Origin of the sequence: Streptomyces sp. NPDC094032, from assembly GCF_040303965.1 — a bacterium.
In the GTDB taxonomy this organism is placed as follows: Bacteria; Actinomycetota; Actinomycetes; order Streptomycetales; family Streptomycetaceae; genus Streptomyces.
On the sequence record NZ_JBEOUE010000019.1, the window covers coordinates 105,240 to 120,410 of the forward strand.

A 15,171-nucleotide genomic window follows, 5' to 3' on the forward strand; every position below is an offset into this window, starting at 1 on the left:
GGTTCCGGTCCTTCGCTTCTAGTAGCTGCCGGTGCGGGTGTACTTGGTGCCGCCCGCGGTGTCGGTGTAGCTCTGCGCGTACGAGCTGACGCCCGCGTCGTTGACCATCGGCGTGTAGCAGGAGCTGCGGCCCTCGGTCACGGTGCAGGTGTACTGGCGCCCGTCGGAGTTGCGGATGACCCAGGCCTTGGGGCAGGCGACGCCGGCCGAGGCGTTGCCGCAGGCGCTCTGCGTGTAGTCCATGGTGATCCGGGCCCAGGCGGTGCGGCAGCCCGAGTTGTAGCGGAGCTCCAGCGTGCCGAGGTGGTTGCCGTGCGGGTCGGTCATCGCGGCCGACTGGACGGTGCTGGTGGTGCCGCCGCAGCCGGTGGTGGCCGGGTCGTAGCCGTCGTAGGTGGCCGCCTGGGCGGAGCCGCCGGTCAGGGTGAGGGCGCCGGCGGCGAGGATCAGGGCGGTGCCGGTCTGGGCGGCGCGGCGCAGCAGGGTACGCATGGAGTGGGGTCCGTTCGACGAGGGCCGGGAGGGGCCGCGGCGGGGGCAGGGGGGCTGCCGCTTCCAAGGTGCCGGACGGGCCCGCCCGCGGTCTTGGACAAAAGCGCGGGGATCGCGGAGCCGGTCCGTACCCACCCCTTGCCTGACGGCACGTCAGGAGACAGCATGGGGCCGTCGCCGTAACTGACGGAACGTCAGATAAGGGAGTCCCCATGGTGGTCTACGGGATGCAGCTGCCCGTCCAGTCCCAGAGCACCCTCTACGCCGAGCCCTGGGAGGCCGCAGCGGGCCCCGCCGACCTCCTCGCGGTCGCCCGCGCCGCCGACGCGCACGGCTTCGACTACCTCGCGAGCTGCGAGCACGTCGCCGTCCCGCGCCGGCTCGCCGGGGCGATGAGCACCATCTGGTACGACCCGGTGGCCACCCTCTCCTTCCTGGCGGCGGCCACCGAGCGGGTCCGGCTGCTCTCCCACGTCGCCCTGGTCGGGCTGCGCCACCCGCTGGTCTCGGCCAAGGCGTATGCGACCCTCGACCACCTCTCCGGCGGGCGGCTCGTCCTCGGGGTGGGGGCCGGGCACCTCCAGGAGGAGTTCGAGACGCTCGGGGTGGACTTCGCCGGGCGCGGCGGGGTGCTCGACGAGACCGTCGACGCGCTGCGGGCGGCGCTCGGGCCGGAGGAGTTCCCGGAGCACAGCGGCGAGCGCTTCGCCTTCCGGGACCTCGGCCAGCGGCCCCGGCCCGCGCAGGAGCGGGTCCCGGTCTGGATCGGCGGCTCCTCGCCCGCGGCGGTGCGCAGGGCCGCGCTCAAGGGGGACGGCTGGCTGCCGCAGGGCGACCCGCGCGGCAAGCTGGCCGAGCAGATCGTCCGGCTGCGGGGGCTGCGCGAGGAGGCCGGGATCGAGGCGCCGTTCACCGTGGGGGCGATCACCGAGGCGCTGTACGTGGGGCAGCCCGGCTGGGAGACCGGGCGGCGCACCCTCAGCGGCAAGCCGCAGGCGCTCGCCGAGTCGCTGCGCGCCTACGGGGAGATGGGCGTGGACCAGATCCAGGTGCGGTTCCGCTGCCGGAGCCGGGCCGAACTCGTCGACCAGATGGCCGCTTTCGCCACCGAGGTCGCTCCGCACCTCGACTAGAAGGAGTCACCGCATGGGCAAGCTGGACGGGCGGGTCGTCGTCATCACCGGCGCGGCGCGCGGGCAGGGCGAGCAGGAGGCGCGGCTCTTCGCCGCCGAGGGGGCCCGGGTGGTCCTGGGGGACGTCCTGGACGGCCCCGGCGAGGCGCTCGCGAAGGAGCTGGGGGAGGACAGGGCGCTCTACGTCCACCTGGACGTGACCTCGGAGGCGGAGTGGGCGGCCGCGGTGGCCGCCGCGAAGGAGCGCTTCGGGCGGATCGACGGCCTGGTGAACAACGCGGGCATCCTGCGCTTCAACGAGCTGGTGTCGACGCCGCTGGACGAGTTCCAGGCGATCGTCCAGGTCAACCAGGTCGGCTGCTTCCTCGGCATGAAGGCCGTGGCGCCCGAGATCGCGGCGGCCGGCGGCGGCACGGTCGTGAACACCGCCTCGTACACGGGCGTGACGGGCATGGCGGGGGTCGGCGCGTACGCGGCGAGCAAGCACGCGGTCCTCGGTCTCACCCGGGTCGCCGCGCTGGAGCTGGCGGCCAAGGGCATCCGGGTGAACGCGGTCTGCCCCGGGGCCATCGACACCGCCATGAGCAACCCGGAGGGCGTCGACCCGGCGGCCACGGCGGAGCTGTACCGGAAGCTGGTGCCGCTGGGGCGGATCGGGCGGCCGGAGGAGGTGGCGTCCCTCGCGCTCTTCCTGACCGGCGAGGACTCCGCGTACATCACGGGCCAGCCCTTCGTGATCGACGGCGGCTGGCTGGCAGGCGTCAGCCTTTTCTGACGCACCATCAGGTATTGACGCACCCGTCGCGCGGTGCGACAGTCGGGCACATCGCTGATCTGACGATTCGTCAGAAACTCACGAGGACGGTGAACTTCCGTGGAATTCGGGATCTTCGTACAGGGATACGTCGGCAAGCGGGCCGAGACCGATCCCGAAGCCGAGCACAAGGCCCTCATGGAGGAGACCGAGTACGTCATCCAGGCGGACAAGTCCGGCTTCAAGTACGCCTGGGCCTCCGAGCACCACTTCCTGGACGAGTACTCGCACATCTCCGCCAACGACGTCTACCTCGGCTACCTCGCCCACGCCACCGAGCGGATCCACCTCGGCTCCGGCATCTTCAACCCCCTCGCCCCCGTCAACCACCCGGTGAAGGTGGCCGAGAAGGTCGCCATGCTCGACCACCTCTCCGGCGGGCGCTTCGAGTTCGGCTCGGGACGCGGGGCGGGCTCCCACGAGATCCTCGGCTTCTTCCCGGGCATCACGGACATGAACCACACCAAGGAGATCTGGGAAGAGACCATCGCCGAGTTCCCCAAGATGTGGCTCCAGGAGGAGTACGTCGGCTTCCAGGGCAAGCACTGGTCGCTGCCGCCGCGCAAGATCCTGCCCAAGCCGTACGGGGCGTCCCACCCGGCCATGTGGTACGCGGCCGGGTCCCCCTCCTCGTACGCCATGGCCGCCAAGAAGGGGCTCGGCGTCCTCGGCTTCAGCGTGCAGAAGGTCTCCGACATGGAGTGGGTCGTCGACTCCTACAAGACGGCGATCAAGGAGGCCAAGGCGGTCGGCGACTTCGTCAACGACAACGTCATGGTGACCTCGACGGCCATCTGCGCCGAGACCCACGACAAGGCCGTCGAGATCGCCGTCTCCGGCGGCCTCAACTACCTCCAGTCGCTGCTCTTCCGCTACCACGACACCTTCCCCCGCCCCGAGGGCATCCCCGAGTGGCCCGAGCTGCTCCCCGAGTACTCGGCCGAGATCATCGAACTCCTCATCCAGGAGGAACTGATGATCTGCGGCGACCCCTCCGAGGTCCTGGCCCAGTGCAAGCGCTGGGAGCAGGCGGGCGCGGACCAGCTGTCCTTCGGCATCCCGATCGGGATCTCGTACGAGGACACGATGAACTCGATCAAGCTGATCGGCGAACACGTGATCCCGGAAATCGACACGGACCCGATCCACCGCACCACCCGCTTCCGGCAGGGCGCGGGCGAGTAGCCGCCCCCGCGGCCACCCGACCCCGCCGGCCTGCCCCCGTGGGGGCCGGGGTCCCGCCTCGCGCCCCGCGTGGGGTCCCGCGTCGCGCTTCGCGCCTCGCGTGGGGGCCTGGGTCCCGCCTCGCCCACCCGGGGGCCCGCGTCCCGCCTCGCACCTCGCGTGGGGGGCCGCGTCCCGCCTCGCGTGGGAGCAGGCGCCCCGCCTTGCCCACCCCGCGTGCGGGCACGCGTCCCGCCTCGCGCCCCGCGTGGGGGCACGCGTCCCGCCTCGCGCCCCGCGTGGGGGCACGCGTCCCGTGTGCCTACCCCCCCCGCCCCGCCCGTGTGGGCAATCGTCCCGCTGGGGCGGGACGGGTGGGCACACGGGACGGCGCCCTCTGCGGCGCCTCCGCTCCCAGTGCCTTGACCCGCACCCACAAGTGCGGCGCACAGGGGGCGGGGCTACAGGCGCGGAAGCCTAGGCCCGGCAAGGGGCGCCGTTCCGTTGTGCCCACCCGTTCCGCCCCAGCGGAACGATTGCCCACAGCGGCGGGGGCGAGGCCCGTACAAGCGCGGGGCGGCGTCTTCCCGGATCGTCGTCCCGTACCGGCCCCGGCCGGAGGCACCCGCAGCCGCGGCCGGCTGCCCGGCCCCCGACCGGGGCGCGCCCGTGTTCCCAGAAAGGACGGTCATGCTCGACCACCTCATCGAGGGCGCCACCGTCGTCGACGGCACCGGCACCCCCGCCTTCACCGCCGACGTCGGCATACGCGACGGACGCATCGCAGTCGTCGCCGAGCCCGGCACCATCGCCGAGGAGGCCCGGAGCACCGAGGACGCCACCGGACTCGTCCTCGCCCCCGGCTTCGTCGACCCGCACACCCACTACGACGCCCAGCTCTTCTGGGACCCGTACGCCACCCCCTCCATGAACCACGGCGTCACCACCGTCGCCGGCGGCAACTGCGGCTTCACCCTCGCCCCGCTCCACCCGGACCGCCCCGAGGACGCCGACTACACGCGCCGGATGATGTCCAAGGTCGAGGGCATGGCCCTCAAGGCCCTGGAGGACGGCGTCGACTGGAGCTGGTCCTCCTTCGCCGAGTACCTGGACGCCCTAGACGGCCGCACCGCCGTCAACGCCGGCTTCATGGTCGGCCACTGCGCCCTGCGCCGCTACGTGATGGGCCCGGACGCCGTCGGCGGACAGCCCACCGAGGAGCAGCTCGCCCACATGGTCGCGCTCCTCAAAGAGGCGATGGAGGCCGGCGCCTGGGGCCTGTCCACCACCCAGTCCGCCACCCACTCCGACGGCGACGGCGCCCCCGTCGCCTCCCGGCACGCGACGCCCGCCGAGCTCATCGCCCTCTCGAAGGCGGTCGGCGAGCACGAGGGCACCCAGATCGAGGCGATCCTCGCGGGCTGCCTCGACCAGTTCTCCGACGCCGAGATCGACCTCTTCGTCGAGATGAGCGCCGCCGCCGGACGCCCGCTCAACTGGAACGTCCTCACCATCGACGCCACCGTCCCCGAACGCGTCCCGCGCCAGCTCCTCGCCTCCGAGCGGGCCCGCAAGTCCGGCGGCCGGATCGTCGCCCTCACCATGCCGATCCTCACCCCGATGAACATGTCGCTCGGCACCTTCTGCGCGCTCAACCTCATCCCCGGCTGGGGCGAGATCCTCGCCCTGCCGGTCCCCGAGCGGATCGAGAAGCTGCGCGACCCCGCCGTACGGGCCGAGATGCTGCGGCGCGCCGACTCCAAGGAGGCGGGCGTCTTCCGGCGCCTCGCCCACTTCGGGCGGTACGTCGTCGGCGACACGTACAGCGCCGAGAACGAGGGCCTGACCGGCCGGGTCGTGCAGGACATCGCCGCCGAACGCGGCCAGGACGCCTTCCAGTGCCTGGTCGAGATCTGCGCCAACGACGAACTCCGCACCGTCCTGTGGCCGATGCCCACCGACAACGACCCGGCCTCCTGGGCGCTGCGCCAGGAGACCTGGCGGCACGAGGACGTACTGCTCGGCGGCTCCGACGCGGGCGCCCATCTGGACCGGATGTGCGGGGCGCCGTACACCACCCGCTTCCTGGGCGACTGCCTGCGCGGCCGCAAGCTGGTCCCGCTGGAGCAGGCGGTGAAGATGCTCAGCGACGACCCCGCCCGGCTCTTCGGGCTGCGCGAGCGCGGCCGGATCGCCGAGGGCTACCACGCCGACCTGGTCCTCTTCGATCCCGAGCGGATCGACGCGGGCCCGGCGACCCTGGTCCACGACCTGCCGGGCGACAGCCCCCGCCTGGACTCCCGGGCGGTCGGCATCGTGTCGGTGCGGGTCAACGGGGTCGAGACGGTACGCGACGACGAGGTGACGGGCGCCATTCCGGGCCGGGTGCTGCGCTCGGGCCGCGACACGAGGACGGTGAGCACCAGGTGACGATCACGGAGCGGCTCTATATAGGGGGAGAGTGGACCGAGCCCGACGGCGGCCACTACGAGGTGATCGACCCCGCCTCGGAGGAGCTCGTCGGCCTCGCGCCGGAGGCCTCCCGGGCCCAGGTGTACGAGGCGGCCCAGGCGGCCCGCGCGGCCTTCGACGGCTGGTCGCGGACGAAGCCGGAGGAGCGGGCCGCGATCCTGGACCGCGCCGCCGACCTGATGGCCCGCGACGCCGAGGCGAACACCCTGCTGGCCCGCGCGGAGACCGGCGCGACCACCGCGACCGCGCGCGGGATGCAGGTCGCGGTCGGCGCCTCGCGCTTCCGGCGGTACGCGCGCGGCGCCCTGGAGCCGGTCGAGCAGGCGCTCCCGCCGCAGATCAACGAGGCGGGCCCGATGGGCAAGGCGGGCGTGTTCGGGGCGGTGGCGGTGCGGCGCCCGGTCGGCGTGGTCACCTGCATCACCTCGTACAACAACCCCTGGGCCAACCCGGCCGGCAAGATCGCCCCGGCGCTCGCCATGGGCAACACGGTCGTGGTGAAGCCCGCCCCGCAGGACCCGCTGTCGGTGTTCGCGATGGTCCGCGCCCTGGCGGAGGCGGGCGTCCCGGCGGGGGTGGTCAACCTCGTCACGGGCTCCGCACCGGCCGTGGGCGAGGCCGCCGTGGACTCCCCGGAGGTCGACATGGTCTCCTTCACCGGCTCCACGGCCGTCGGCCAGGCGATCGGCGAGGTCTGCGGCCGGGGCCTGAAGCGGCAGCTGATGGAGCTCGGCGGCAAGGGCGCGGCGCTGGTCTTCGACGACGCCGACCTGGACTCCGCGGTGATGGGGATCGGCACGACCTTCTCCTTCTACAGCGGCCAGATCTGCACCGCGCCGACCCGGGTCCTGGTCCAGCGCGGGGTCCACGACGCGCTGATCGAGAAGCTGACCGGCTATCTCGCCTTCATGAAGGTGGGCGACCCGGCCCAGCGGGGCACGGTGGTCGGCCCGGTGATCTCGGCGGCCCACCGGGACCGGATCGAGTCCTATGTCGAGCTGGGCCGCAAGGAGGGGGCCACGGTGGTGGCGGGCGGCGAGCGCCCGGCGGGACCGGGGCTCGACCGGGGCTTCTACGTGGCGCCGACGCTGCTCGCGGACTGCACCAACGAGATGCGGGTGGTGCGGGAGGAGATCTTCGGCCCGGTGGTCGTGGTGGTCCCCTTCGACGACGAGGAGGAGGGCATCGCGCTCGCGAACGACAGCGACTACGGGCTGATCGACTACGTGTGGTCCGGCGACGTGGCCCGCGCCTTCCGGGTCGCGGCGCGGCTGCGGGCCGGCGGCGTCGGGGTGAACACCATCGGCCGGAACATGGAGGCGCCGTTCGGCGGCTTCAAGAAGAGCGGGGTCGGGCGGGACGTCGGCTCGTACGCCCTGCACGCGTACAGCGAGACGCAGGCGGTGGTCTGGCCCGGCTGAGCCCTCCGAGGACCTGTCCGGGGACCCGTCCGGGAACCTGTCCGGGAACCGGTCCGGGAACCTTCGGAAAATTCCTCGGGAAATTTTAAAAACGGACATTTAGGGCAGCGCTGCGGTTCCCGCATATCGGACACCCCGCACCGGACCTACCGGTTGGTCGGTCCGGTGCGGTCGTCGATCTTTCAATCATTGGCGGCTGTCCGGATTCGACCTCTCAATGCAAGGCGATGATCGATCAGATGAGCGGACTTCGATCTTCCGGATGTGGAAACCGCAGCATTTAACGTCCTGTTCATGACTCAGGTGGATGTGCGGCCCCAGGCCGGAGACACGGTAAGGGGCGCCGCGACCGCGGGTGGCGACCACGGCGTGCGCACCAAGGGCCTCGGCGGCAACTCCGTGGGCCTGCTCGGCAGCGCCGTCATCGGCATCTCCACCGTCGCCCCGGTCTACTGCCTCACCTCGACCCTCGGCTCCACCGCCGGCGAGGTCGGCCTCCAGATGCCCGCGATCTTCCTCGCGGGCTTCCTGCCGATGCTGCTCGTCGCGTTCGCGTACCGCGAGCTGAACAAGGTCATGCCCGACTGCGGCACCTCCTTCACCTGGACGGTGAAGGCCTTCGGCCCGAAGGTGGGCTGGATGTGCGGCTGGGGCCTGGTCATCGCGACGATCATCGTCCTGTCCAACCTGGCGGGCGTCGCGACCTCCTACTTCTGGCTGCTCGCCGGGGAGGTCACCAACAACCCCTCGATCGCCGCCCTGGACGACAACAAGGCCGTCCACATCGCCACCTGCCTCGCCCTGATCGCCACCGCCACCGCGATCAGCTACCGCGGCATGACCGCCACCAAGGGCCTCCAGTACACCCTCGTCGGCCTCCAGCTCGTCGTCCTCGGCCTCTTCGTGGCGATGGCGCTGTCGAAGGCCGGCTCCTTCGAGACCTCGGTCGACTTCTCCTGGTCCTGGATGAACCCCTTCGCGGTCCAGTCCTTCGCCGCGTTCACCGCCGGACTCTCCCTGTCGATCTTCATGTACTGGGGCTGGGACGCCTGCATGGCGACCAACGAGGAGACCACCGGCAGCGAGAAGACCCCCGGCCGCGCCGCGCTCATCGCGATGGTCGTCCTGGTCGCCTCCTACCTGGCCACCGGCATCGCCGCCCAGATGGCCGTCGGCTCCGGCGACAAGGGCCTCGGCCTCGCCAACCCGGAGACCTCCGACAACGTCTTCGCCGCCCTGGCCGGACCCGTCATGGGCCCCGCCCTCGGCATCCTGCTCTTCGTCGCGGTGCTCGCCTCGGCCGCCGCCAGCCTCCAGACGACCTTCATCCCGGTCGCCCGCACGGTCCTGGCCATGTCCACCTACGAGGCCCTGCCGAAGTCCTTCACCAAGGTCCACCCGGTCTTCAAGACCCCCGGCAAGGCGACCATCGTCGCCGGCGTCGCCACCGGCGTCTTCTACACGGTGATGACCCTGGTCAGCGAGCACGTCCTGGTCGACACGATCTACGCGCTCGGCCTGATGATCTGCTTCTACTACGCGCTGACGGCCTTCGCCTGCGTCTGGTACTTCCGCGGCGAGCTGTTCCGCTCGGCCCGCGACTTCGCCTTCAAGGGCCTGCTTCCGGCCCTCGGCGGCCTGATGCTGACCGCCGTCTTCGCCAAGACGCTGTACGACATGTGGGACCCGGCCTACGGCTCCGGCTCCGCGGTCTTCGGCGTCGGCTCCGTCTTCGTCATCGGCGTCGGGCTGCTGCTGCTCGGCGTGGTGATCATGCTGGTGATGCAGCGCCGCAGCCCCGCGTTCTTCCGCGGCGAGGTGCTCACCAAGGAGACCCCGTCGCTGGTGGTCGCGGACTGATGGACTCCGCGCCCGTCGGCTGACGGAAACGACGAGGTGGCGGGCCCGTGGGGGGTCCCGCCACCTTCGTCGTTCCCGGTACTGCCGGTGCCGCTCGGTACTGCCGGTACTGCCCGGTGCTCAGTGCCCGCCGGGCAGCAGCCCCGACACCAGCTTGTTGGCACCGGGCATCGCGGCGGGGACCGGCCCCTTGCCCTGGGGCATCAGGACGCCGCTTAGCGGGACGACGGAGGGAAGGTTGGCGCCCCCGGTGTCGGCGGCGGCACTCCCGGCGGCGGCGAGCCCGCCCGCCACGGCGAGCCCGGTGAGCGTGACTGCGGTGAGGATCTTCTTCATGCCCGCTCAACGCGGACGGGGAGGGTCCGGTTACGCGCCCGTCCCCCCGGCTGGTCGGACATGCGGGCGGTGGTCATGGAGCTCTCCTTAGGATGCGCCCGTGCAGACGGAAACGGATCGGGAAGCGGGCTGGCTGATACGCCCCGCGCGGGCGGCGGACGTGGAGCCCGTCGCCGAGCTGAAGGCCGTCGTGATGCGGGACGACCTGGTGCGTCTGGGCCGCTACGACGAGCACCGGGTGCGCGAGCGGCTGCGGGACGAGTTCCGCACCGAGCACACCTCGGTCGTCGAACTGGACGGCGCCTTCGCGGGCTGCGTGGCCTTCGGGCCGTACCCGCACGGCCCCGGCCGCTATCTGGCCCACTTCTACCTCGCCCCCGAGGCCCAGGGGAGGGGCCTCGGGACGGCGGTGCTCGGCACGCTGCTCGACCGGGCGGACGCCGAGGGCGTCCCGGTCCGGCTGACCGTGGTCCAGGGCAGCGCGGCGCGGCGGCTCTACGAGCGGGCGGGTTTCACGGTCGAGTCCGAGGACCCGATCGACGTGCGGATGGTGCGGGAGCCGGTGCTCAGAACGACGCGCCGGCCGGCTGCCGGGTCGTGACGTTGATCCGGTTGAAGAGGTTGGTGACGCCGACCATCAGGATGATCGAGGCGAGCTGCTTCTCGTCGTAGTGGTCGGCCGCCGCGTCCCACACGGCGTCCGGCACGGCGTCCGAACTGTCGGCCAGCCGGGTCGCCGCCTCGGCGAGGGCGAGCGCGGCCCGCTCCTCGTCGGAGAAGTACGGCGCCTCGCGCCAGGCGGCGACCGAGAACAGCTTCTCGTCGCTGACGCCGTTCTTCCGGGCGCTCTTCGCCCCGAAGTCGACACAGAACCCGCAGTTGTTGATCTGGCTGGCCCGCAGGTGCACGAGCTCCAGGGTGGACTCCGGGACGCCGCCCTGGCGGGTGGCCTTCAGCAGCTCCATGATCGCCGGGCCGGCGTCGGGGAGCAGGTGGGCGGGGTTGGCCATCCGGGGCTTGATCTCGTGCTGCATGGTCCGCTCCTCGGTCCGTCTGGGGCGACTTCCTTGGTCTCGCGTCGCCTTCACAGCACTGACGGATCGCACGACGAGGATGTGACAGCCTCGGGGAGGTTTTTTCGAATCACTTCTCCGGAGCGGCCTCCTCCGCCGGTTCGGCGATGAGCGCGGTCGCGATCGTGCGGAAGCCGAGCCGGGCGTACATCCGGGCCACCGTCCCGTCCGTGGCGCTCAGGAACACGGTCGTCACGCCCGCCCCGCGCGCGTCCGCGACCAGCGCCGCCGTGACCGCGAGACCGAGCCCCCGGCGCCGCGCCTCCGGGCGGGTGCCGACGCCGACGACCTCCGAGACCGCGCCGACCGGCTGGTGCTGCCCGGCCGCGAGGGCGGTCCCGGACGCGTCGAAGGCCGCCGCGAGACGGGTCAGGCCCGCCGCGATCCGCTCCCGGACCTGCTCGGCGGCACCGGGCGAGGGCGTCGCGCCGAAGGCGGCGTACGGGGCGGCGACGGCACTCTCCAGGGCCGGGTCGTCGGCGCCGACCATACGTACGACGCACCCTTCCGGAAGCGCGGGCAGCTCCTCCGCCCGCCCGTCGAGCACCATCAGCGGATGCGCGTGGACGACCAGCCCGCTCGCCTCGACCGCCGCCCGCAGCCCCGGCGTCGTCTCCGCCACCCACTCGAACGCCTCGGGCGCCCCCAGCTCCCGCTGCCGGGCCCGTACCCGCTCCACCGCCGCCGGGGGCACCTCGCCGAGGTGGCCGAGCGCGGGCCGCGCGTAATACGGCCAGCCTTCCCCGTCCCGTACGAAGAGGGTCAGCGGCCCGTGCTCCTCGGCGCGGGCGGCGGACCGGGGGACGGCGTCGTAATAGGACTCGATCAGCTTCAGCATGGGCACAAGGATGCAGGTACATGTCCCGGCCGCCCGCGCGCGATGATGGACCCATGACCGAGATCCTCACCCCCCGCCTCCTCCTGCGCCGCTGGACCGACGACGACCTCGTCCCCATGGCCGAGATCAACGCCGACCCGGAGGTCATGCGCTGGATCGGCGACGGCTCCGTGCGGGACCTGGAGCGGACGGCCGAGGGGATCGAGCACTGGGAGGAGGAGTGGGACGAGGAGGGCTTCGGGCTCTTCGCCGTCGAGCTCCTCGGTTCCGGCGAGCTGATCGGCTTCACGGGCCTCTCGGTGCCGCACTTCCTGCCGGAGGCGGAGCACGAGGTGGAGATCGGCTGGCGGCTCGGGCGCCAGTTCTGGGGCCAGGGTTACGCCTCGGAGGCCGCGCACGCGGCCCTGGAGTTCGCCCTCCAGGACCGGGGCCTGGACCGGGTCATCAGCATCTCCCGGCCCGGCAACACGGCCTCGCAGAACGTGATGCGGAAGCTGGGCATGACCCCGGAGCGGGAGACCACGCACCCGGAGTTCGGGCACGCGCTCACGATCCACTCGATCGACCTCACGGAGTACCGCGCCTGACCTGCTGAGGCCCGAGGAAGACCGGATTGGTGAAGGCGGCGAGCGCCCCCGGCAGGGGCGGTGAGCCGGCCGGATGCCGGACCTCCGCCCGTACGTAGGTGGCGTAGGCGGCGGTCGTAGTCCACTCGGTGGTGTCGGTGTCCCGCGCGGTGTGCAGGACGCCCTGGTCCGTGACGAGCCGGAGGGTGCCGCCGGGCGGGGCGCCGGTGACGCGGAGCCGGGCGGTGACGGGCGCGTCGGCGGGGACGTCGAGCCGCTCGCCGATCCCGGCGACGCGTCCGCGCCCGTCGGCGACGGTGAAGTCGACGGAGACCGAGGAGGACTCGGCGACGTAACTCCGCCCCGCTCGCAGCCCGTCCAGGACCGCCGCCCGGCTCAGCTCCTCCGCGAGGACCACGGTCTGCGGGGTGCCGACCCGGTCGGGATCGCGGTGGGCGTCGCTGTTGCCCATCGCGGGGGTCCAGCGCCCGCGCGCCAGGGCCGCGTCCCAGCCGGCCAGGGCGATCTCGTCGTCCGGGGTGTAGGGGCCGTTCCACACCTCGACCGCGTCCGCGTCGCCGAAGCCGAACTTCCAGGCGCAGCCGATGCAGGTGGCCTGCGGGTGGGCGGGGACGACGAGGCCGCCGGAGCGGCGGATCTCGCGGGCGAAGTGGGCGAAACGGTTCTCCCTGGCCCGGTAGCGCCAGTCGACGAAGGTGCCGGGGTCGGTGCCGAGGGCGAGGACGTGCCCGTTGCGGGTGGTGACCTCCTCGCCGAGCAGGACGAGCAGGTCGTCCCCGGCGAGACCGGCCCACGCGCCGTGCCCGGCGTGGGTGTTGTGCTCGGTGGTGGTCAGGAAGTCGAGCCCGGCGGCCCGGGCCAGCGCGGCGACCTCGGCGGGGGTGCGGCGCCCGTCCGAGTACACGGTGTGCAGGTGGCAGTCGCCCCGGTACCAGGCCCGGCCGCGCCCGCGCGCCCGCTCCGGCGGGTAGGCCGGGGCGACGGCGGGGGCGTCGGGCCCGAGCCGCAGGGTCACGGTCACCGTGTACGCGAGCCCCTGCGGGGCGACCGTGTACGGAGCGAGCACGACATGCCAGGTGCCGGCCCGCAGGGGCCCCGCGACGTACCCGGGCGTGGCGTCGTCCCCCCGCACGAAGAACTCCGCCCGGGCCCCGCCCGACCAGCCCCGGAACCCCCGCCCGCCGAGCGCGGTGCCACGCTGGTCGAACAGCCCGATGTCGAGGGCGTTGCCCGGCGTCCCGGCGGGCACACCGGGCCGCTCATAGGAGTACGCGACCCGCAGCTCGCACACCCCACGCGGCAGCTCGACCGGCAGGTACACGTAGTCGGGCGCTCCCGGCGGAAGCCTCCCGCTCACGGTACGGCTGAGCTCACCGCTGTCGGCCCGCGCGAAACTCACGCTCCCCAAGGTAAGCGCGCCCGCCGCGCCCGTCACGAGCACCGCACGCCTGCTGGTCTCCGTCATACCCATGGACTGTCCTCCAGCCCGATGAACGCCGAAACAACACACCACCGGCCCACCACGAACTCCGACCGACCACGCCGTCGGGGGACCGCCGCCCCGCACCCCTCGGAATTCCGCCCCGTACCCCCTACCGTGCCGTCATGCGGATCTCGACCACGATCTTCCTGACCGACGAGACCATCACCCCCGTGCGGCTCGCCCGCGAGCTGGAACAGCGCGGCTACGCCGGGCTCTACCTGCCCGAGCACACCCACATCCCCACCGAGCGGACCACCCCGTACCCGGCCGGCGGCCCACTGCCGCCGGAGTACGGGCGGGTCCTGGACCCCTTCGTCGCGCTCGGCCAGGCCGCCGCCGTCACCGAGCGGCTGCTGCTCGGCACCGGCGTCACCCTGGTCACCGAGCACGACCCGATCTCCCTCGCGAAGCGGATCGCCACCCTCGACCACCTCTCCGGCGGGCGCTTCACGCTCGGCGTCGGCTTCGGGTGGAACCGGGAGGAGGCCGACGACCACGGTGTCGCCTGGTCCACCCGCCGGGAACGCACCCGCGAGGCCATGCACCTGATGCGGGCCCTGTGGGCCCCGGAACCCACCGCGTACGCCGGTCCCTCGGGCCTCTCGGTGCGCGCCTCGCACGCCTGGCCCAAGCCCGCGGGCGGCGCCCCCCGCACGCTCGTGGGCGGGGCGGCGGGCCCGAAGCTCTTCGCGCACATCGCCGACTACGCCGACGGCTGGATGCCCATCGGCGGCCGCGGCCTCACCCAGACCCTCCCGGTCCTCCGCGAGACATGGGAACGGGCCGGCCGCGCCCCGAAGACCCTCCAGGTCGTCCCCTTCGCGATCCACCCCAACCCCGGCAAGCTGGCCCACTACGCGGACCTGGGCTGCGAGGAGGTCGTGGTGCAGCTCCCGCCGGGGGAGGAGGGCGAGGTGCTGCGGGCGCTGGACGGGTTCGCCGCGTACCTGTGAGCGATTGACGAGGCATTGACTTCGGAATACGTTCCGAAGTGTGGTCGGTCCATGCTGACCCCCACTGTCTCCTTCTCCGAGCTCTCCAAGAACTCGAAGCGGGTCGCCGAAAGGCTCGACAGGGCATACCGCCTGCTCGTCACCCGCCGCGACGGCCAGGACCTCTACCTGACCACCGCCAGCTACGACCAGGACCGCGAGGAGACCGCGGACGTCACCGCGAAGCTGCTCGCGGCGCTGCTCACGGCCGACGACGGTGCCCGGGTCATAGGGCGCGCCCTACCCTCGGTCTTCCCGTGGGTGCGCCACCTGTCCCCGGAGGAGCTGCGGGAGTTCGTCGGGGACCTCGTGGACGCGACGCACGACGCGGCCCAGTTGGACGTCCACGCCACCCTCCACCGCACGATCGTGGAATGGCGTGCGACGGCCCGCGTCCTCGCCGACCCGGCCCTCACCGCCCAGCTCACCCGCGCCCTCCCCGACGAGGACCACGGCGAGGTGACCGCCCCGTGACACCGTACGCGGCGCCCCGCCACCCGAAGGAC

General features: G+C 72.6%; 15 protein-coding genes. 10 read left to right on the plus strand and 5 right to left on the minus strand.

The genetic code is table 11. The annotated features are described in order from the left end of the window. Positions 1-18: 18 nt before the first annotated feature. A complete protein-coding gene (locus ABTZ54_RS24990) occupies positions 19-492 on the minus strand; it encodes a DUF2690 domain-containing protein (RefSeq protein WP_351667064.1) in 474 nt (157 codons plus the stop codon). A gap of 212 nt (positions 493-704) precedes the next feature. Here ABTZ54_RS24990 and ABTZ54_RS24995 point away from each other — a divergent pair, with 212 nt between their 5' ends. The 6 genes from ABTZ54_RS24995 (at position 705) to ABTZ54_RS25020 (ending at position 9,356) form a co-directional block, all read left to right on the plus strand. Then, positions 705-1,625, plus strand: a complete 921-nt coding sequence (locus tag ABTZ54_RS24995) for a TIGR03619 family F420-dependent LLM class oxidoreductase (RefSeq protein WP_351667066.1) — start codon at positions 705-707, stop codon at positions 1,623-1,625. A gap of 13 nt (positions 1,626-1,638) precedes the next feature. Beyond that, a complete protein-coding gene (locus ABTZ54_RS25000) occupies positions 1,639-2,400 on the plus strand; it encodes an SDR family NAD(P)-dependent oxidoreductase (RefSeq protein WP_351667068.1) in 762 nt (253 codons plus the stop codon). A 99-nt stretch (positions 2,401-2,499) separates the two neighbouring features. Continuing rightward, entirely contained in the window at positions 2,500-3,624 is a 1,125-nt protein-coding gene (locus tag ABTZ54_RS25005; protein ID WP_351667070.1) for an LLM class flavin-dependent oxidoreductase, read from the plus strand. Between the two features lie 669 nt (positions 3,625-4,293). Further along, positions 4,294-6,033 carry an N-acyl-D-amino-acid deacylase family protein gene (locus ABTZ54_RS25010; RefSeq protein WP_351667072.1) on the plus strand — a complete coding sequence of 580 codons (1,740 nt, stop codon included), beginning with the start codon at positions 4,294-4,296 and terminating at the stop codon, positions 6,031-6,033. Further along, positions 6,030-7,496, plus strand: coding sequence for an aldehyde dehydrogenase family protein (locus ABTZ54_RS25015; RefSeq protein ID WP_351667074.1), 1,467 nt, complete (start codon positions 6,030-6,032; stop codon positions 7,494-7,496). The genes ABTZ54_RS25010 and ABTZ54_RS25015 overlap by 4 nt, the downstream gene beginning before the upstream one ends. Before the next feature lie 294 nt (positions 7,497-7,790). Beyond that, positions 7,791-9,356 carry an APC family permease gene (locus ABTZ54_RS25020; protein WP_351667076.1) on the plus strand — a complete coding sequence of 522 codons (1,566 nt, stop codon included), beginning with the start codon at positions 7,791-7,793 and terminating at the stop codon, positions 9,354-9,356. A gap of 120 nt (positions 9,357-9,476) precedes the next feature. Here the strand turns inward: ABTZ54_RS25020 and ABTZ54_RS25025 are convergent, their stop codons facing one another. Beyond that, the gene (locus ABTZ54_RS25025) at positions 9,477-9,692 is read right to left on the minus strand and encodes a hypothetical protein (protein ID WP_351667078.1); all 216 of its coding nucleotides are present in this window, start codon (positions 9,690-9,692) and stop codon (positions 9,477-9,479) included. Positions 9,693-9,792: 100 nt separating this feature from the next. On the opposite strand from ABTZ54_RS25025, the gene ABTZ54_RS25030 reads away from it, so the two are divergent. Then, positions 9,793-10,293: a GNAT family N-acetyltransferase gene (locus ABTZ54_RS25030; RefSeq protein WP_351667080.1), complete on the plus strand. Its 501-nt coding sequence runs from the start codon at positions 9,793-9,795 to the stop codon at positions 10,291-10,293. On the opposite strand, the gene ABTZ54_RS25035 is transcribed toward ABTZ54_RS25030, so the two are convergent. Beyond that, the gene (locus tag ABTZ54_RS25035) at positions 10,259-10,726 is read right to left on the minus strand and encodes a carboxymuconolactone decarboxylase family protein (protein ID WP_351667082.1); all 468 of its coding nucleotides are present in this window, start codon (positions 10,724-10,726) and stop codon (positions 10,259-10,261) included. The two genes, ABTZ54_RS25030 and ABTZ54_RS25035, sit on opposite strands and share 35 nt — an antisense overlap. 109 nt (positions 10,727-10,835) lie before the next feature. Next, positions 10,836-11,603, minus strand: a complete 768-nt coding sequence (locus ABTZ54_RS25040) for a GNAT family N-acetyltransferase (protein WP_351667084.1) — start codon at positions 11,601-11,603, stop codon at positions 10,836-10,838. Between the two features lie 53 nt (positions 11,604-11,656). Here ABTZ54_RS25040 and ABTZ54_RS25045 point away from each other — a divergent pair, with 53 nt between their 5' ends. Continuing rightward, on the plus strand, positions 11,657-12,190 hold the full coding sequence (locus ABTZ54_RS25045) for a GNAT family N-acetyltransferase (protein WP_351667086.1): 534 nt from the start codon (positions 11,657-11,659) through the stop codon (positions 12,188-12,190). Here the strand turns inward: ABTZ54_RS25045 and ABTZ54_RS25050 are convergent. Beyond that, positions 12,171-13,661, minus strand: coding sequence for a CehA/McbA family metallohydrolase (locus ABTZ54_RS25050; protein WP_351667088.1), 1,491 nt, complete (start codon positions 13,659-13,661; stop codon positions 12,171-12,173). The genes ABTZ54_RS25045 and ABTZ54_RS25050 overlap by 20 nt on opposite strands. Positions 13,662-13,795: 134 nt before the next feature. Here ABTZ54_RS25050 and ABTZ54_RS25055 point away from each other — a divergent pair, with 134 nt between their 5' ends. Together ABTZ54_RS25055 and ABTZ54_RS25060 are read left to right on the plus strand one after the other, a co-directional pair. Next, positions 13,796-14,626: a TIGR03619 family F420-dependent LLM class oxidoreductase gene (locus tag ABTZ54_RS25055; protein ID WP_351667090.1), complete on the plus strand. Its 831-nt coding sequence runs from the start codon at positions 13,796-13,798 to the stop codon at positions 14,624-14,626. A gap of 51 nt (positions 14,627-14,677) precedes the next feature. Then, positions 14,678-15,139, plus strand: a complete 462-nt coding sequence (locus ABTZ54_RS25060) for a prevent-host-death family protein (protein ID WP_351667092.1) — start codon at positions 14,678-14,680, stop codon at positions 15,137-15,139. The last annotated feature ends 32 nt before the right edge of the window (positions 15,140-15,171 follow it).